Origin of the sequence: Carnobacterium iners (assembly GCF_900177385.1) — a bacterium.
GTDB classification, from domain to species: Bacteria; Bacillota; Bacilli; order Lactobacillales; family Carnobacteriaceae; genus Carnobacterium_A; species Carnobacterium_A iners.
The window spans coordinates 524,465-542,740 of record NZ_FXBJ01000002.1 but is presented as its reverse complement, the minus strand read 5'-3'; the positions used below and the strand labels follow the sequence as shown (position 1 = coordinate 542,740).

The 18,276-nt window shown below is 33.6% G+C and carries 18 protein-coding genes and 2 pseudogenes; 16 read left to right on the top strand and 4 right to left on the bottom strand.

What is annotated here, in order from left to right; translation table 11 throughout:
* Positions 1-52 precede the first annotated feature (52 nt).
* Positions 53-466 (bottom strand): hypothetical protein, encoded by a 414-nt coding sequence (locus tag B9Y54_RS02820; RefSeq protein ID WP_090005207.1) that lies wholly within the window; start codon positions 464-466, stop codon positions 53-55.
* A 468-nt stretch (positions 467-934) separates the two neighbouring features.
* Between B9Y54_RS02820 and B9Y54_RS02815 the strand changes: the two genes are divergently transcribed.
* The 4 genes and pseudogenes from B9Y54_RS02815 to B9Y54_RS13030 all read left to right on the top strand — a co-directional run.
* The gene (locus B9Y54_RS02815; RefSeq protein WP_085558715.1) at positions 935-1,261 is read left to right on the top strand and encodes a hypothetical protein; all 327 of its coding nucleotides are present in this window, start codon (positions 935-937) and stop codon (positions 1,259-1,261) included.
* Positions 1,262-1,648: 387 nt separating this feature from the next.
* Positions 1,649-2,824, top strand: a complete 1,176-nt coding sequence (locus tag B9Y54_RS02810; RefSeq protein WP_085558868.1) for a cation:proton antiporter domain-containing protein — start codon at positions 1,649-1,651, stop codon at positions 2,822-2,824.
* 87 nt (positions 2,825-2,911) lie between these two features.
* Complete coding sequence (locus B9Y54_RS02805; protein WP_085558867.1) at positions 2,912-3,115, top strand: hypothetical protein; 204 nt, start codon at positions 2,912-2,914, stop codon at positions 3,113-3,115.
* 149 nt (positions 3,116-3,264) lie between these two features.
* Positions 3,265-3,360: pseudogene (locus tag B9Y54_RS13030) on the top strand (tyrosine-type recombinase/integrase); the annotation flags it as partial.
* A 146-nt stretch (positions 3,361-3,506) separates the two neighbouring features.
* Here B9Y54_RS13030 and B9Y54_RS02800 read toward each other — a convergent pair.
* Positions 3,507-3,836 (bottom strand): hypothetical protein, encoded by a 330-nt coding sequence (locus B9Y54_RS02800; protein WP_085558866.1) that lies wholly within the window; start codon positions 3,834-3,836, stop codon positions 3,507-3,509.
* A 170-nt stretch (positions 3,837-4,006) separates the two neighbouring features.
* On the opposite strand from B9Y54_RS02800, the gene B9Y54_RS02795 reads away from it, so the two are divergent.
* Both B9Y54_RS02795 and B9Y54_RS02790 read left to right on the top strand, forming a co-directional pair.
* Positions 4,007-5,113 carry an IS4 family transposase gene (locus B9Y54_RS02795; protein WP_085558865.1) on the top strand — a complete coding sequence of 369 codons (1,107 nt, stop codon included), beginning with the start codon at positions 4,007-4,009 and terminating at the stop codon, positions 5,111-5,113.
* A gap of 313 nt (positions 5,114-5,426) precedes the next feature.
* Entirely contained in the window at positions 5,427-6,419 is a 993-nt protein-coding gene (locus tag B9Y54_RS02790; protein WP_085558864.1) for an LLM class flavin-dependent oxidoreductase, read from the top strand.
* 43 nt (positions 6,420-6,462) lie between these two features.
* On the opposite strand, the gene B9Y54_RS02785 is transcribed toward B9Y54_RS02790, so the two are convergent.
* Positions 6,463-7,302, bottom strand: coding sequence for a DUF72 domain-containing protein (locus B9Y54_RS02785; RefSeq protein WP_085558863.1), 840 nt, complete (start codon positions 7,300-7,302; stop codon positions 6,463-6,465).
* Positions 7,303-7,670: 368 nt separating this feature from the next.
* On the opposite strand from B9Y54_RS02785, the gene metG reads away from it, so the two are divergent.
* The 10 genes and pseudogenes from metG to purR all read left to right on the top strand — a co-directional run bounded on the left by metG (position 7,671) and on the right by purR (position 17,079).
* Positions 7,671-9,695, top strand: coding sequence for a methionine--tRNA ligase (gene metG, locus B9Y54_RS02780; RefSeq protein WP_085558862.1), 2,025 nt, complete (start codon positions 7,671-7,673; stop codon positions 9,693-9,695).
* A gap of 91 nt (positions 9,696-9,786) precedes the next feature.
* Positions 9,787-10,566: a TatD family hydrolase gene (locus B9Y54_RS02775; protein ID WP_085560487.1), complete on the top strand. Its 780-nt coding sequence runs from the start codon at positions 9,787-9,789 to the stop codon at positions 10,564-10,566.
* Positions 10,554-11,120 carry a ribonuclease M5 gene (rnmV, locus tag B9Y54_RS02770; RefSeq protein ID WP_085558861.1) on the top strand — a complete coding sequence of 189 codons (567 nt, stop codon included), beginning with the start codon at positions 10,554-10,556 and terminating at the stop codon, positions 11,118-11,120. Before B9Y54_RS02775 ends, rnmV begins: the two co-directional genes overlap by 13 nt.
* The gene (gene rsmA / locus B9Y54_RS02765; protein ID WP_085558860.1) at positions 11,107-12,000 is read left to right on the top strand and encodes a 16S rRNA (adenine(1518)-N(6)/adenine(1519)-N(6))-dimethyltransferase RsmA; all 894 of its coding nucleotides are present in this window, start codon (positions 11,107-11,109) and stop codon (positions 11,998-12,000) included. The genes rnmV and rsmA overlap by 14 nt, the downstream gene beginning before the upstream one ends.
* Positions 12,001-12,159: 159 nt before the next feature.
* Positions 12,160-12,417 (top strand): Veg family protein, encoded by a 258-nt coding sequence (locus B9Y54_RS02760; protein ID WP_085558859.1) that lies wholly within the window; start codon positions 12,160-12,162, stop codon positions 12,415-12,417.
* A gap of 160 nt (positions 12,418-12,577) precedes the next feature.
* Entirely contained in the window at positions 12,578-13,435 is an 858-nt protein-coding gene (gene ispE / locus B9Y54_RS02755) for a 4-(cytidine 5'-diphospho)-2-C-methyl-D-erythritol kinase (protein ID WP_085558858.1), read from the top strand.
* A 591-nt stretch (positions 13,436-14,026) separates the two neighbouring features.
* Positions 14,027-14,365, top strand: a pseudogene (locus B9Y54_RS13120) (transposase); the annotation flags it as partial.
* Positions 14,366-14,581: 216 nt separating this feature from the next.
* Positions 14,582-15,289: a metal ABC transporter ATP-binding protein gene (locus B9Y54_RS02745; protein WP_085558857.1), complete on the top strand. Its 708-nt coding sequence runs from the start codon at positions 14,582-14,584 to the stop codon at positions 15,287-15,289.
* Entirely contained in the window at positions 15,235-16,068 is an 834-nt protein-coding gene (locus B9Y54_RS02740) for a metal ABC transporter permease (protein WP_085558856.1), read from the top strand. Before B9Y54_RS02745 ends, B9Y54_RS02740 begins: the two co-directional genes overlap by 55 nt.
* 180 nt (positions 16,069-16,248) lie before the next feature.
* Positions 16,249-17,079: a pur operon repressor gene (purR, locus tag B9Y54_RS02735; protein WP_085558855.1), complete on the top strand. Its 831-nt coding sequence runs from the start codon at positions 16,249-16,251 to the stop codon at positions 17,077-17,079.
* A 497-nt stretch (positions 17,080-17,576) separates the two neighbouring features.
* On the opposite strand, the gene B9Y54_RS02730 is transcribed toward purR, so the two are convergent.
* Complete coding sequence (locus tag B9Y54_RS02730; protein WP_085558854.1) at positions 17,577-18,083, bottom strand: cupin domain-containing protein; 507 nt, start codon at positions 18,081-18,083, stop codon at positions 17,577-17,579.
* Positions 18,084-18,276 lie beyond the last annotated feature (193 nt).

The following is an 18,276-nucleotide window of genomic DNA, read 5'->3' as shown; positions in this document are numbered from 1 at the left end:
AGCAGAGTTTTAAATGAAGCTTAACTCCTGATTTTGTTTTACGAAAATCATCCTATTGATAAAGATTTTGGTTAAGTGAAAACGTCGAAGAATCAATTAGATTGAGACTATTTCGCTTCGTTATAGGCCTTTTATTTTTAATCTGATTGACCAGCTGACTAAAAATAGCTAACAAAATCTTTGAATCTATTTTTAAGAGAGTTCTAGAGAGCTGGGAATAACTGAAACTAGTCATACCCATTTCTTTTTGAAGTTCTTTTGAAACAAAGGCCGCATCCACCTCTTCGAGACTTTCTTTTTCGTCATTGATTCCATGAAGAAAAAGTTGAAGAGTTTGAAAGAAACTAAGTTTCTTATGGTATTTATCAAAGTCAACAATCTTTTTTTGAATAGGGCTTGGTAAACGATCTAGCTTAATGGAAGAAAACCCTTTATTAAAAGTGGAATTTTTTTTATGCTTATCCATGAGTTTGGTCCTTTTTATTGGTCTTGGATGATTCATCTGAGTTTAGTATAAAGGACTTTTTTGCCTATTAGAATAATATAAATAAGTTTATAAAACATGTAATGTTTCATGCAACATTAGTGAGAAAAAGTGATTTTATAATTTCGTGTTTTTGTTATTCATTCTTTTCTTATTCCATTTATAAATTTGTTTCATTTGTTCAGTTCATATTTATCATTTTCTAATATTAATGTGTTTATTTGCGAATACTTTGACACATTTATATGTTCACTTATTTATAGGAATATAGGCATTTGGAAGCGTGCTTATGAAGCGCTTTTAAGCCTTGAAATTTCTTATATTTTATTTCCTTTTATTAAACAAAATGAAATAATGAATTCAAACAATAATATCAGGTGTTTTATTCGTGTTTTTATTTATTTTCTGTTATTTTTAATAGAGAAATAATAAAAAGGAGATGTGTCGTTTATGGAAAGAAGCTCACGCAATTTATTAGTCGGTTTAGGTGCTGCAGTAGTAGTTGGATCTGTTGTTTTATCTATATCAAATAAAGCTATGGCTAAAATAGAAGTATCTGCTAATCGTCAAAAAGCGAAGAATTTTGTTAAAGATAGATTAAAAGGCAATAAAAAAGCTTTAGATGTTGTAGAAAAGCTATCTGATGAACAGATAACAAACTTATCAAAAGTTGTTGATAAAGTTAGTGATTTAAAAGGACGAGTTGGACCTCATACGAGTCACTTAAAAAAGGTAACAAACAAGTTCAAAGATAAAGTAAAAGGAAAAAAACGTTAATTAAAATAAGCAGTCTGACATACAGTGATTTTAGTTTACTTTTTGGGGTACGTTCTAGAATGAAAATCTAGATATGCGAAAGAGGATGGAATAAAAAGTCCCAGCCCCTTGTTTTAATCTGACATTATTTATTATGTGACTTTTACTTTTATTAGTTGCAATAATTATTAATAGTTTGTTTCAAATACATGAAATATTATAAAACCGTGTATTTAGAATCTTATTCAGGTTTAAGGTTCTTTTTTATTATTCTAGTTATCGCTTAAACCGTTTATTAGAGCTGGTGACTTCTGCGCATAGGTCGCAGTCTGTCATCAGCTTTTTTTGTAGTGAATAAGAATGAAATAAGAAATTTAGTTGTTATATAAACTGGAGGTAGAATAGATAGTGCTGTTGAGTCTTGCGTTGATATTAATTGTAGGCTTTATATTTAGTTCCATTTTTAGTCGTTTACGTTTGCCAGGTTTATTGGGTCTCATTTTAACAGGAATTATTTTAGGTCCGTATTGTTTAAATCTTTTAGACCCCAAAATATTATCTATATCAGCTGATATACGTCAAATTGCATTGATTGTTATTTTGTTTAGGGCAGGATTAACAATGAATATTAACGATCTGAAAAAGAATGGTCGTCCTGCTATTTTAATGACCTTCTTGCCGGCTACATTTGAAATAATAACTGTAACCATATTAGCACCGTTATTATTTGGAATTAGCACTTTAGAAGCTGCTATTTTAGGGACTGTTTTAGGAGCTGTTTCTCCAGCAATTGTGGTTCCGCGAATGATTAGACTTATTGAAAGTGGCTATGGAAAAGCCAAAGGAATTCCCCAGATGATTTTAGCTGGAGCTTCTGTAGATGATGTGTTTGTCATTGTATTATTTACGTCATTTTTAGGCATGTTTCAAGGAAATGGGTTTGAAATATTTTCGTTGCTATCTGTTCCCGTAGCAATTATTTTTGGTCTTCTATTAGGAGTTCTAGTAGGGTACATCCTGGTTAAATTATTTAAGTATTTTCATATTCGCGATACCGTAAAAGTGTTATTAATTTTAAGCATATGTTTTTTAATGGTGGTTTTAGAAGAAAGGTTAAAAGGTTTTTTTCCTATTTCTGGTCTATTAGGCGTTATGGCTTTAGGAGGTATTATACTGAAGTTATATCCACTTTTAGCTAAACGTATCAATACTAAATTTTCAAAAATCTGGATAGGTGCAGAAGTATTCTTATTTGTTTTGGTAGGATCAGTAACAGATATTACAGCACTTAGTGAAGCTGGAATAACCGTCGTCCTATTAATACTCATTTCTTTAATCTTCCGCATGACAGCAGTCTTTTTAAGTGTTTCCGGTACAAATTTAACAGTTAAAGAAAAATTGTTTACAGCAGGTGCTTATACACCAAAAGCGACAGTACAAGCTGCGATTGGTTCTATTCCTCTTGCGATGGGAGTGCCAGCAGGTAATATCATTCTAACGGTCGCTGTTCTTTCTATCATCTTGACGGCTCCATTAGGTGCAACATTTATAGATCTTTCCTACAAAAAATTGTTAGAAAAATAGTATTATACGCCACTAGTGACTAAGCTATAAGTAGTTGTATGAAAAATATAATCAGTTCTTATTATGAATGAATGAAAGAAGTAAAAAATGGAAAAATATATAGTAGAGTATAAAGAAATTGGACTATACGCAGTTATAGTGGTATTTATTGGGCTAGTTGTTGGAATGCTAGCTGCTCTATTTGGGAAAGTGATTATTCTTATCAGCAATTTTAGTAATAGCTGTTCTGTCTATTTAATTTCTTTTCTTCCTTTGGCAGATTTGGACATTGTATATATGTACAAAAAATAGATAAAAATACAAACAAAGGAATGAGTTTAGTTTTTGCAACAGGTCATGAATAATTCTGAGAAGTTCCTATACAAATGATTCCACTAAACGTTATTGGTACATGGACGACACATTAACGAAATTACGTATCTACTTTATTGGAGAAGATTCTCTTTTTAATTGGCATTGATAGCGGTTTATACATGTCTGATATCGTTAAATTAAAAAAAGACACTCTTTCCACTAAAATTCTACAAATTATCGAATAAGAAATAAAGGGAATTCGTATTTTAGATTATAAAAACCTGATGCCAGTAAGTAAAAACTTACTGGCATCAGGTTTTTATGAGTAAATAAGTAGAATAGTTAAAGTCCTTTTAAAAAAGAGTCTTCATTGACTTAAGGGACATGCTTATCTAACAAAGAGATAGAACTTAATTAAAACGATGATTAAAATAATTGTTTTAATCAAGTAGTGGATCTTAATTGTTATTTTTGCATCAACCGGAATCGTTAATTTTCTAAAAAGATAGTGGAAAAAATCTTCTTCTTTATTAGCAAAACCATATTTTCTCTGCAAGACGGTTAAAATACAATCACCTACAAACTTCTCATGTAACCAATGAGTAAAGATGAGCAACGCTCCTACGTAAAAAGGTGTATAAATAGCAATGACAAAAGATAACAGGATATAAGAAAGATGAGTAATAATAATTAAAGCATCAGAATTTTTTTTATTCATTGATAATCTCCTCACACTCTATTTATTTATGATGAATTCATTTAGTATCACTAGTGTTGCATGAAACATTATGTATTTCACAAATTTGTTTATATTATTCCAATATGCAAAAAAGTCCTTTATACTGAACTCAGATGACTCATCCAAGACCAATAAAAAGGACCTAACACATGGATAAGTATAAAACAAATTCTGCTTTTAATAAATGGTTTTCTTCCATTAAGCTAAATCTTTTACCAAGCCCTATTCAAAAAAAGATTGTTGACTTTGATAAATACCATAAGAAACTTAGTTTCTTCCAAGCTCTTCAACTTTTTCTTCATGGAATCAATGACGAAAAAGAAAGTCTTAGAGAGATGGATGCGGCTTTTGTTTCGAAAGAACTTCAAAAAGAAATGGGTATGACTAGTATCAGTTATTCTCAGCTCTCTAGAACTCTCTCAAAAATAGATTCAGAGATTCTTTTAGCCATTTTTAGTCAGCTAGTTAGTCAGGCTAAAAATAAAAGGCCCGTAACGAAACGAAATAGTCTCTACCTAATTGATTCTTCGACGTTTTCACTTAACCAAAACCTTTATCAATGGGCTGATTTTCGTAAAACAAAATCAGGAGTTAAGCTTCACTTAAAACTCTGCTTTATGGATAATGACCATCTTTACCCAGATGAATTTACACTGACTAACGCCGTCGAGCACGATACAAATCAGTTAGAAGTATTGGTTAATCAACCTGAAGCGACTTATGTGTTTGATCGCGGTTACCTTGATTTTGAACGATTAGATACGATGCACTCGCAGGGCTACTTCTTTGTGACAAGAATCAAAAAGAATACAAAAGTTCATGTTTTAGAACCATTAGTAGCTTTCAAGAGTGAGTCCGTTATCAGCGACCAAATGGTCGCATTAGGTGCTCAGAACCATCTAACGTCCAGATTTCGTTTAGTAACCGTTCAAGACAAAAAGGGGAAAACTCTCCAGTTTATTACCAATCGTTTTGACTGCTCCTCTACTGACATTGCAGAAATGTACAAAGCACGTTGGCAAATAGAGCTGTTTTTCAAGCATATTAAACAACATATGACGATTAAAAAGTTTTTTTCGAGAAGTGAAAAAGGGGTTGTCAATCAGCTGATTTTAGCCATGATTGCCAGTTTATTAACCTATTTGATTAAGTTAAAAACAAAAAGTAAACAGTCTGTTTTCCAAATCAAACGATTTTTTCGTTATCTGTTATTTCAACCGGCAGAAGAATGGTTTAATCTTTTGATACCGACTTAGACCCTTAAAGAAAGGGTGTCCGTTGGTAATGGAATCAGTTGAATAAGCAAAATTTTCTGGAAATAGTCATCTTTTGCGTAAGCACTCCCTTTTTTTGCCTTTTTTCAGAAAAACAAGAAATGAGGTCAAATTAAGCTATGTTTATGCAACACTAGTGATTTAGTATAAATTATTTTTTTGATTTTATCATTTTATTTGTCTTTTATGAGGGTGAAAAGAACTCAAAAGGGTGATATCTTTTATTCTAAATAGAAACTGATATACTACTTTACGTAGATAAAAGAGTGTCACTTAGGAAGGAAGATAATAAAAAATGAAATTAAGTGTATTGGATCAAGCACCGATTACTAATGGAAATACTGCGGTGGAAGCTTTAAGGAAATCAGAAGAATTAGCTATTCTAGCAGATGAGCTAGGATATAGTCGTTTTTGGTTAGCGGAGCACCATGGAACAGATGGGTATGCAAGCTCAGCTCCCGAGATTGTGGTTGCTCATATCGCATCGAAAACTAAACGCATTCGAGTTGGAACTGGTGGGATTATGATGATGCATTATTCGCCTTTAAAAATGGCTGAAATATTTAAGACATTAAGTGCATTCTCGCCAGATAGAATAGATTTTGGAGTTGGCAGAGCACCAGGCGGGGATAGAAATGCGATGTATGCTTTATCAGAAGGTCGACAACCCCTCTTAGATAATCTGTATGAGAAGCTAGATACAACATTAAAATTAATCAATGATAAAACCCCGAATGATAGACTCTACGACAAAACAATTGCGACACCTTCAGACGTCAATTTGCCACAAGCTTGGTTATTAGGTTCAAGCGGAAGCAGTGCCTTAGAAGCAGCACGCATGGGCTTAGGTTATTCGTTCGCACAATTTTTCATGGGGGGGATGACAAAAGAAATAATGGACCAATATAAAAATCATTTTGTGCCGTCTTATTTTATGGAAAAACCAGAAATTAGTGTGGCCTATTTAGTTACGGTTGCTGAGACAAAAGAAGAAGCTGAATTTGAAGCATTGCCACAAGATATTGGCAGATTATGGTTGATGCAAGGTAAACCTAGTAACTTGTTATCACCAGAAGAAGCGCGACAGTATCCATTAACGGAAAGCGATAAAAGAATGATAGCAGATAACCGTCAATTGCATCTTGTAGGCACAGCTAAAGAAGTGGCTGATCGTTTGAAAGAAGAACAAGAATATTACGGATTTGATGAAGCAATGATTTGTAGTATTCCACACTCACAAGAAAAGCGCTTAGACGTTTATCGTTTATTGGCAAAAGAGTTGCTATAAAAAAAGCCAGGCCGTAATCATCATGATTGCAGCCTGGCTTCTTTTAATCAAATAGACTGAGTTGTTGAGGTCCTAATTGATCAAAGGTTAAACGCAATAACTTTTGCAAGTGTTTTGCGTTACGAGCAGCATGACCACCTGAATTGTTATTAAAAATAATAATAACTTCCTCGGATTTAGTTTCTAGTGATTGAATAATTGGGATAAAAAGAGTTAATTCTTTTTCACTATAATCATGTAAGGTTCTTTTTTCACGCCAGTTTGGTCCACTTGAGTTTAGCCATCCTTCGTAATTACGACCGTGCAATCGCAAGAGCGACAATTTTTTGTTAGTCGCTGCTGCGACCAATGGGATGCTATTTCCAGGAGTTTGGGGTTGATCAATAACGGCATGAATAAATTGGTGCTCCGCTAGAAAAGCTAGTGTATGGGGACTATTTTCTTTAGTAAACCAACTAGAGTGGCGAAATTCAATGGCTACTGGCAAATTACCCATCCAAGTTCGCATATTCTTTAAATCTACTAAGTGTTCTTTCGTGTAGTGAAAGAATGGTGGAAATTGAAATAAAAAGGCTTTTATCTTATTCGCTTCTATCATGGGCCCAAAAGCTACAAGATAGGTTTGAAACATAGCTTGTTGAGAGGGGAAGAAATCAATCCATTCTTTGTGTTGAGTCATTGCTTGAAAAGCTTTAGGAATAAACTGGAAATTTTTAGGTGTTTTATCAAGCCAACTTAAAATATTTTTTTCGGATGGAATGGCATAAAAGCTCGTATCTAACTCAACAAAAGGAAAATGAGAAGCATACTCCTCCAATTTGTGAGCTTTGTTTGTCATCAATAATTCGTGGTCGCTCCAACCGGTTAAACCTATTGTAATCATTTATTAAAAAGCCTCTTTTCTATATTAGTTTCTACTAGTATGAGTAGTTTACCTTATTTATTAAAAAGAATAAAAAGCTGAGACTTTACTTGGAATAATTTTATATGAAACATTTACAAGTAAAGATAAAGACAGTAAACTATTTGTAGAAAAGTTTTTAATTAAAGGAACTTAAATACTTGCTAGAAAAAGAAGTTTAAAAGAATAAAAGCAAGTAAAATTAGAGAGACAAGTCCTTATTCTACTATCTTTGTGTGGTATACTATTGTAGGACAGTCTTAGTTGAATAATGAAAAAGACAAAGAAGAAGACTAGGGATAAAACGTGTGAACGAAAAAATTTAGGAACTGATAAAGGAGACGCTTATTTTGACTGAGAAAAAACCATTTTATATTACAACCCCAATTTACTATCCGAGCGGAAAATTACATATAGGAAATGCTTATTCTACCATCGCCTGTGACGTAATGGCACGTTATAAAAGAATGATTGGTTTTGATGTATTTTATTTAACAGGTAGTGATGAACATGGCCAAAAAATTGAAAATAAGGCAGAAGAGTTAGCTATTACCCCTCAACAATACGTGGATAAGATGGCTGATGATATGCAAAGCTTATGGAAGTTATTAGAAATTAGTAACGACAAGTTTATTCGGACAACGGATCCGGTTCATGAAAAGGTAGTAGCTGATATCTTCGAACAATTTTTAGCACAAGGAGATATTTATTTAGATGAGTATGAAGGCTGGTATTCTGTACCGGATGAAACCTTTTATACAGAGACCCAGTTAGTTGATATTGAGCGTAGTGCTGCTGGAGAAATTATTAGTGGGAAGTCACCAGATAGTGGTCATCCTGTAGAACTGATAAAAGAAGAATCGTATTTCTTTAAGATGAGTAAATATGCTGATCGGTTGTTAGAGTATTACAATGCGCATCCTGACTTTATTCAACCAGAATCACGTAAAAATGAAATGATTAATAATTTTATTAAACCAGGCCTAGAAGATTTGGCGGTCTCTCGAACAACGTTCTCTTGGGGTGTTAAGGTGCCAAGCAATCCAAAACATGTTATTTATGTTTGGATTGACGCTTTGGCGAATTATATTACGGCTTTAGGTTACGGTACAGATGACACAACTTTATTTGATAAGTTTTGGCCAGCTGACGTGCATATGGTTGGGAAAGAGATTATTCGTTTCCATACGATTTATTGGCCGATTATGTTGATGGCTTTAGACTTACCTTTACCGAAAAAAATATTCGGTCACGGCTGGTTATTGATGAAAGACGGCAAAATGTCAAAATCAAAAGGCAATGTTGTTTATCCCGAGATGTTAGTTGAACGCTATAGTTTAGATGCTTTACGTTATTATCTAATGAGAGAAGTTTCATTTGGTAGTGATGGCGTATTTACACCGGAAGATTTTGTTTCAAGAGTAAATTATGATTTAGCGAATGATTTAGGAAATCTCTTAAATAGAACCATTGCGATGATTAACAAATACTTCGATGGTAAGATTCCAGCTTATAAGGGTAATGTGACGGATTTTGATGGGTCAATGAAAGAAACAGCCGAAACGGTTATCGCTAATTATCAGGTTGAGATGGAAAAAATGCAATTTAGTAGTGCTTTGAGTAATATTTGGGTACTAATTTCTAGAGCAAATAAATACATCGATGAAACTGAGCCTTGGAAACTAGCCAAAGATGAAGAAAAAAAAGAGTCTCTAGAAAGTATTATGACTCATTTAGCAGAAAGTTTGAGAATTTCTGGTGTTTTACTGCAACCTTTCTTAACTCAAGCACCAAAAGAATTATTCAGACAATTAGGCATTGAAGATGAAGCATCAAAAAACTGGGAGAGTATAAGTTTTGGTCAATTCCCACAAGATTCTCAAGCTGTTGCAAAAGGTACACCAATCTTCCCACGTTTAGATATGGAAGAAGAAGTGGCCTATATAAAAACCCAAATGGATGGTGATTTAACAGTGAATGACGAAGAAGAGGTTGTTTTAGAAGAATGGGATCCGACAGAGACAAAATTAGTTTCTGTTAAAGAAAAACAAATCAAATATGAAGATTTTGATAAAGTAGAATTGAAAGTCGCTGAAGTAATCGATTGTGGAAAAGTTGAAGGAGCAGATAAGCTATTGAAATTTCGATTAGATGCTGGCGATGAAAATCACCGTCAAATTCTTTCAGGAATTGCTGAATGGTACCTTAATCCAGCAGATTTGATTGGCAAAAAAGTTATTATTGTTGCTAATTTAAAACCGCGCAAGATGCGTGGCGAAATTAGTCAAGGAATGATTTTATCTTCAGAAAAAGATGGAGTATTACAGATTATTGAAGCGCCTAAAGAGGCACCAAATGGTTCTGAAGTAGCTTAACGGTTTAAATAAAGGAATACCCTGCTGAAGAATCTTTGGCAGGGTATTGAATTAGAAAAAGGATAAATAGAGAAAGGAATGAATGGCGCTTATGTTATTCGATACACATACCCATTTAAACGCAGAAGAATTTGATGAAGAAATTCCAGAAACGCTTCAACGTGCGAAAGAACACGATGTTTCTCGTATGGCAGTGGTTGGTTTTGATTTATTAACCATTGAAAAAACACTAACTTTAAGCGAAAAATATCCAGAAGTCTTTAGTATTATCGGTTGGCATCCAACTGAAAGTTATTTGTATACTGAAAAAATTGAAGAACAACTTTACCAACAATTGCAATTACCTAAAGTAGTGGCTATGGGTGAAATGGGCTTAGATTATCACTGGGATACTTCTCCCAAACAAAAACAACAAGATGTTTTTAGAAGACAACTTCAAATCTCGAAAGAATTAAACTTGCCTGTTAGTATCCATATGCGTGATGCGATAGAAGATACGTATCAGATTCTAAAAGAAGAGCACGTTGAAGATATAGGCGGCATCATGCATAGTTTTAGTGGCAATACACAATGGATGGAGCGTTTTTTGGACTTAGGTATGCATATCTCTTTAAGCGGCGTAGTGACATTTAAAAACGCACGAGAGCCTAAAGATATAGCAAAAGTTGTTCCTTTTGATAAATTATTAATTGAAACAGACGCTCCTTATTTAGCTCCTGTTCCTTACAGAGGCAAGCGAAATGAGCCAGCTTATGTTAAATATGTAGCAGAAAAAGTTGCCGAGTTAAGAGGCTGTTCTTATGAAGCAGTAGCTACTCAAACATTGGAGAATGCCAACAGATTGTTTAGGTTAGACGAATGGAAAAAATAAAAGAAATTATTGTCGTCGAAGGACGAGATGATACGAGAAGAATTAAAGAGTCACTTGAGGCTGACACGATTGAGACTAATGGTTCAGCTATCAATACTGAGACACTAAAGTTAATTGAAAAAGCACAAGCAACAAGAGGTGTCATTGTTTTTACTGATCCTGATTTTCCAGGAGAAAAAATAAGGAAAATAATCTCAAGAGCTGTACCAGGTGTAAAACATGCTTTTTTAACGATTGATGAGGCTAAACCAAAGCATAAAGGCAGTCTAGGTATTGAGCACGCTTGTCCAGAAGCAATTCGAAGAGCGTTATCAAAAAGTTATACGCAAGTATTAGAGCAAAAAACAGTGATTCCTAGACAATTATTAATAGATACAGGTTTAATTGCTGGAGCGTATGCACGAAAAAGACGAGAAAAATTGGGTGACCGATTGAACATTGGTTATACTAATGGAAAACAGCTTCAAAAGAGATTAAACATGTTCCAAATCTCGCCGGACGAAGTTATTCAAGCTATGCAACAGATTTTGGAGGAAGAAAATGACAACGAATAAGGATATTGCAACACCTATTAGAACGAAAGAAATATTAAAAAAACATGGGTTTTCCCTTAAAAAAAGTTTAGGCCAGAATTTTATCATTGATTCAAATATCTTAACAAAAATTGTTGATACGGCAGGACTAAACAAACAAACAAATGTTGTTGAAGTAGGACCCGGTATTGGAGCCTTAACAGAGCACTTAGCTCGTTCGAGCAAAGAAGTTATTGCGTTTGAAATAGATGATCGCTTGCTGCCTGTATTAGAGGATACGTTAAGTCCTTATAATAATGTAACGATCATAAACAAAGATGTTTTACAGGCAAATTTGAAAGAAATCTTATCAAATAAACTAGATTTAACCGAACCACTAATGGTTGTAGCAAATTTACCTTACTATATAACGACGCCAATCATTATGTATTTTCTGGAATCAACTGTTCGAATTGATACGTTAGTTGTGATGATGCAAAAAGAAGTTGCAGAAAGAGTTACATCAGCGCCCGGTAGCAAAGCATATGGTTCATTATCCATTGCAGTTCAATACTATATGGATGCAGAAATAGCTTTTATTGTACCTAAAACAGTTTTCGTGCCACAGCCCAATGTTGATTCAGCAATTATCAAACTAACTAGAAGAGAAACACCTGCTGTTGAGGTACTAAATGAGAAAATTTTCTTTGAAGTTGTGCGAGCTGCATTTGTTCAACGAAGAAAAACTCTTTGGAATAATCTTTCTGGTAGATATGGAAAAAATGAAGGTGTGAAAGAAAAATTAATTGAAGCACTTGACTATGCTGGAATTGATCCAAAACGACGAGGAGAAACACTGAGTTTAGTGGAATTTGGTAAATTATCAGATGGAATCTACTTAAAACTATTAAAATTAAATTAGAAAACAATAAGAATGACTACCGAAACTCTTTAATAGATAGGATTTTCGGTAGTTGTTTTATTAGAGAGAAAATAGTTGATTCCTTCTTTCTCATATGTTACACTTGTAAAATTTGTCTAAGTGTGGTATAATTATCACCAGATGAGAGAGGTGAAACTGATGCCAATTACATTATCCAGTATCAAAGAGAAACTAGATCTCAAATTAGGTAAAAAAATTATGTTGACCGCACAAGTAGGTCGTAAGAAAAAGACAGAGCGCAAAGGTATTTTGACTGAAACATATCCTTCCGTTTTTGTTGTGGAATTAGATCAAGATGAAAATGCTTTTGAACGTGTTTCTTATAGTTATACAGATGTTTTGACCCAATCGGTGGAAATTCAATTTCTAGATGAAGAAAGTCTACAATATGCTTAATCGTAAGACCACGAGCTGAAACATGAGCTCGTTTTTTTTTTACAAAAAAACTTTTCTAATAATTCCGTTAAAATTGCTTGTTCTTTATTTGCAAATCCTTTTTTTTAAGCTAGTATGTTTAACAGACAAAAGACTTTTTAAAAACGAAAGGAGGCAAATGATGAATACAGAAGTAACAGAAAAAGCTCCTGCTAAAATCAACTTGACGTTAGATGTCTTGCATAAGCGTGAAGATGGTTACCATGAACTTGAGATGGTTATGACTTCTGTTGATTTAGCAGACTATATAACATTGAAAACACTTAAAAAAGATACGATTATTATTCAATCTAATAATGGTTTTTTACCTTTAGATCAAAGGAACCATGCATATAAGGCAGCTAGATTAATAAAAGATAAATTTAATATTCAACTAGGTGTAGAAATGATGATTAGAAAAAATATTCCAATCGCAGCGGGTTTAGGTGGTGGAAGCAGTGATGCAGCAGCAACATTAAGAGGCTTAAACCAATTATGGAATTTAAATTTATCATTAGCTGAATTAGCTGAATTGGGTGCTGAGGTAGGTTCGGATGTCCCTTATTGTATTTATGGAGGGACAGCCTTTGTAAGTGGACGAGGCGAAAAGATAGAACACTTAGAAGCTGTCCCTCAGTGCTGGGTTGTTCTAGTTAAGCCTAAAAAAGGTATCTCAACAGGAACAGTCTTTAGCGCACTTTCTTATGAGACACTTATACACCCTTCTACCCGATTAATGGTAGCCGCTATTCAAGAGCAAGACTACTCAAAAATGACAAATTTAATAGGTAATTCATTGGAAGAAGCATCTACTATTCGACAACCTTCGATTGAAAAAATCAAACAAAAAATGATTTCTTTTGGAGCAGATGCTGCTTTGATGAGCGGCAGTGGGCCAACTATTTTTGCTCTTTGTCGTAAGTACTCTAGAGCGCAAAGAGTTTATAATGGTCTAAAAGGTTTTTGTAATGAAGTTTATCTCGTAAGAACACTAAAATAAGAAAACGAGGTTAGGACATGAGTTCTAGCCTCATTATTTTTCAAAAACAACTATTTATTTGTTCAAGATATTTTTCTTGACGAATAATAAGAGTAGTGCTAAGCTACTAAAGTGATTCTAAAAAGTAATCATTACGACTTGTAAATGGCGTAAGATAGTAAGAAAAAGCGGATACTGATAGTGTATTTACACTCATATTCGCTAATAATGTATGAAACATTATATGTTTTATAAACTTATTTATATTATTTCAATAGATAAAAAAGTCCTTTATACTGAACTTAAATGGCTCATCCAAAACCAATAAAAAGGACCAAACTCATGGGTAAGCAGAAAACAAATTCTGCTTTTAATAAAGGGTTTTCTTCCATTAAGTTAGATTGTTTACCGAGCCCTAGTCAAAAAAAGATTGTTGATTTTGATAAATACCACAATAAACTTAGTTTCTTTTTAGCTCTTCAACTTTTTTCTTCATGGAATCAATGACAAAAAAGAAAGTCTCATAGAGATGGATGAGGCCTTTGTTTCGAAAGAACGTCAAAAAGAAATGGGAATGACTAGTATTCGTCATTTCCAACTCTTTAAAACTCTCTAACGTCCAGATTTCGTTTAGTAACCGTTCAAGATAAAAAGGGGGAAACTATCCAGTTTATTACAAATCGTTTTGACTACTCGTCTACTGAAATTGCAGAAACGTATAAAGTACGTTAGCAAATAATGCTGTTCTTCAAATCTATTAAACAACATATGACGATTAAAAAGTTTTTTTCGAGAAGTGGAAAAGGAGTTGACAATCAATTAATTTTAACCATGATTACCAGCTTATTAATCTATTTTATTAAGTTAAAAACAAAAAGTAAACAGTCTGTTTTCCAAATCAAACGCTTTTTCCGTTATCTCAATCGGCAAAAGAATGGTTTACCCTTTTGATATCTACTTCAACCCTTAAAGAAAGGGTTGAAGTAGATAATGGAATCAGTCGAATAAGTAAAATTTTTTGGAAAATAGTCATCTTTTGCGCGAGCACCCCCTTTTTTTGCCTTTTTCCGGAAAAATAAAAAATTAAGTCAGTCAGACTATATTTATGCAACACTAATGACTTATACTATTTTGTAGTAGAACTCAAGATAAGAAAGGATGATAACGATGCATTATATTGAAGTTAAAGACTTATCCTTTTATTATGACGAAGAACCAGTCTTAGAAAACATTTGTTTCACAGTTGATCCTGGCGAATTCGTTATGCTGACAGGTGAAAATGGTGCGGCCAAATCAACTTTACTCCGCAATATATTAGGCTTATTGACACCAAATAAAGGCACAGCTTTTATCTCTCCAGTAAATGAGAGAAATGAAAAGTTAGCTATTGGATACATTCCCCAACAAGTAGCTTCGTTTAATGCGGGATTCCCCAGTACAGTTTTGGAATTAGTGCGTTCTGGCCGCTACCAAAGAAATAAATGGTTTAAAAAACTAGATGTAGAAGATAAAGAACACGTTGAACGCGCATTAAAATCAGTTGGAATGTGGGAGATGAGATACAAAAAAATTGGTGAACTTTCAGGAGGACAAAAACAGCGTATCTCACTAGCTCGTATTTTTGCTACAGATCCAGATCTTTTTGTATTAGATGAACCAACAACAGGGATGGATCTTGATTCACGTCGAGAATTCTATGAGTTACTAAAACACAATAGTAAAGTTCACAGCAAAGGCATCTTAATGGTCACTCATGATCACGAAGATATCAAACAATATGCAGACCGTCATATTCAACTTGTTAGAAAGGAGGATTCACCGTGGAGATGTTTTTCTATGGATTCATGCAAAGAGCCTTCCAATCCTCATTCTTAATAGCCGTTATTGCTCCTATTCTAGGATTATTTTTAATCCTTAGACGCCAATCTCTGATGGCCGATACATTGTCACATATTTCTTTAGCGGGTATTGCTTTAGGATTATTGTTAAATATTAATCCAACACTGATGACATTAGTTGTTGTTGTTATAGCAGCTGTATCAATAGATTATATCCGAATACTTTATAAATCTTATTCAGAAATTTCTATAGCTATTTTGATGTCAGCAGGGATGGCAATTGCTTTAGTTTTGATGAGTTTAAATGAAGGTGGAACAAATACAAGTATTCAACAATACTTATTTGGTTCAATTGTAACCATTAACCTTTCTCAAGTGCATTTGTTGTTCTTTCTTTTCCTACTAGTAGTAGGACTATTTTTAGTCTTTCGTAAGCCAATGTATGTTTTGACTTTTGATGAAGATACGGCTTACACCGCAGGCTTACCCGTAAAGCTGATGTCGATTATCTTTAATGTGATTACCGGTGTTACCATAGCTGTTATTATGCCTATTGTTGGAGCGTTACTAGTCTCAGCAATTATTATATTACCTGCCGCGATTGCGATGAGATTAAGTAAAAGTTTTAACTTAGTTATCTTGATAGGAATCATTGTTGGTCTTGTGGGTATGTTCACTGGTTTAACCGCTTCTTATCAGTTTGGAACACCTCCGGGAGCGACAATAACTTTAGTCTTTATTGTTATCTTTATTGTCACGACGATTGTAAAGAAACTAGTCAATCAATTAAGATATAAAAAAAATCAACACATCTAATCGGATAAAAAAATTGCGAATCCGAAAGTTCGCTTTTTTTTTATGAGAAAATAATAATAAAAACGAACATTTTCACTATATTTAGCAGAAATGACTACCTTTTTTCGTTAAATATGATTATAATGAACACAACCATTTTAAAAATAAAATTTAAAAGTACATTATGATGAGGTGAAAGGGTTGAAAGTAAAAAGAAGTGAACGATTAATTGATATGACTCGTTATCTATTGGAAAAACCACATAAGTTAGTTTCGTTAACTTATTTTGCAAAGCGTTATGATTCTGCTAAGTCTTCTATCAGTGAAGATTTATCTATCGTCAAAAAAACGTTTAAAGAGCGTGGTACAGGTACATTAGAAACAGTACCTGGAGCAGCAGGTGGCGTACGTTACATTCCTGAGATAGGTAAAGAAGAAGCGCGAGAATTCGTTGAGGACATGTGCGAACGTTTGTCAGAGGCTAATCGCTTATTACCAGGTGGCTATGTTTATTTATCAGATTTGCTAGGAGAACCACAAATATTGCGTCAGATTGGCAAAATTATTGCTTCTCAGTATCTTCATAATTCGATTGATGCGGTTATGACGGTAGCAACAAAAGGTGTACCGATTGCTCAAGCAGTGTCGAGTTACTTAAATGTTCCGTTCGTAATGGTGCGACGAGATTCTAAGATTACAGAAGGATCAACTGTTAGTATTAATTATGTTTCAGGATCTTCTGAAAGAATAGAAAAAATGGAGTTATCTAAACGTAGTTTAAAAAGGGGATCACGTGTCTTAATCGTAGATGACTTCATGAAAGGCGGCGGAACCGTCAATGGAATGAAGAGTTTGATTGAGGAGTTTGAGGCGCAATTAGTCGGTGTGACAGTATTTGCAGAATCAACCTTTAATGGTGATAGAATGATTGAGGATTATACATCCTTATTATGTGTAGATGAAGTAGATATTCGGGATAAAACAATTCATGTAACTCCTGGAAATTATTTTAATAAAAAAGAGATAGACTGATAAAGCAACAGGTAACTTGAAAAGGATTCCTATTGCTTTATTAAATGACTGTTAAGAAACGCAGATTTGCATCTAAAAATGCAAATCTGCGTTTTTTTAACTTGTTTTTTTATCTATATAAATTATTCTAGCCTGTTGTATCCTAGTTCTATGGCTGATAGGAGCACTTCGTATTTCAGTTGATCCCGAAAGATAAAAATAATAAGCTTCTTGGAGTTCTACAGCAGTATTAAAATATAGCCAAAGAGAGATTCAAAAAAAGAAAAATAAATTATAGACACCCTGTTCATCATTTAACGTTAGATTACTAGGTGGCTAAGTTTAAAATAAAAGAAAAACAAAAGAAATAAAAGAAGTATAAAAAGTTTACTAATTAAATTATTTGAAAAATAGTAGATGTTGGTTTTTTTGTGGTACGTTCTAAAATGAAACTTTAAGTAGATTAAATAACATAGAAATAGCGTCTATGACAAAAGTCTCAGCCGCTACTTCTATGTCTAGTCAGGTAAGATTTCAAAAGCTAATTTTTTAATGATCAATTCGTGCTGTGGGTAGTCTTTAAGCAATTCTGCTTGTGTAAATAATTCGAAATCTTCGTAATCGAAACCTGGAGAAACCATACAACTAACTAAGGAGTAGCTACCTTGATCTTCAACACTTGAGCCAAAAATAACACCTTTAGGAACAGTAAATTGCAAAGTTTCATTGTTTTCAAGTGTATCACCTAATTTTACTTGATTGTAATGCCCATTATGATGAAGCATATGGACAGTCAAAGGATCACCAGCATGGAAATACCAGACCTCATCTGATTTTAAACGATGAAAGTGCGAGGGACTTTCATCGTTTAACAAAAAGTAAATACTCGTATACAAAGGCCTTTCATAACCTTCTTTAATGTGATAGATTTCAGCGGGTTGAGAAACAGATTTGAAGAAACCTCCTTCAGGGTGAGGAATCAATTCTAGTTGTTCTACCCAATAATGTTCTGATTTTTGATTCATATTTATAATCCTCCTTTTAGTATGATTTCTCTAAGTATACAAGAATAGATACTAAGACAATAGTTTTAAAAGTAAGAATGATTCAACTTACCTAAATAGTTTGGAATAAAATTCTAAAAGGACCCTAAAGAATAGGAGTTTTCCTTGAAAATTAACGTTTTTTAAGCTATTATTGAATAGTTGGAGCTAAAAA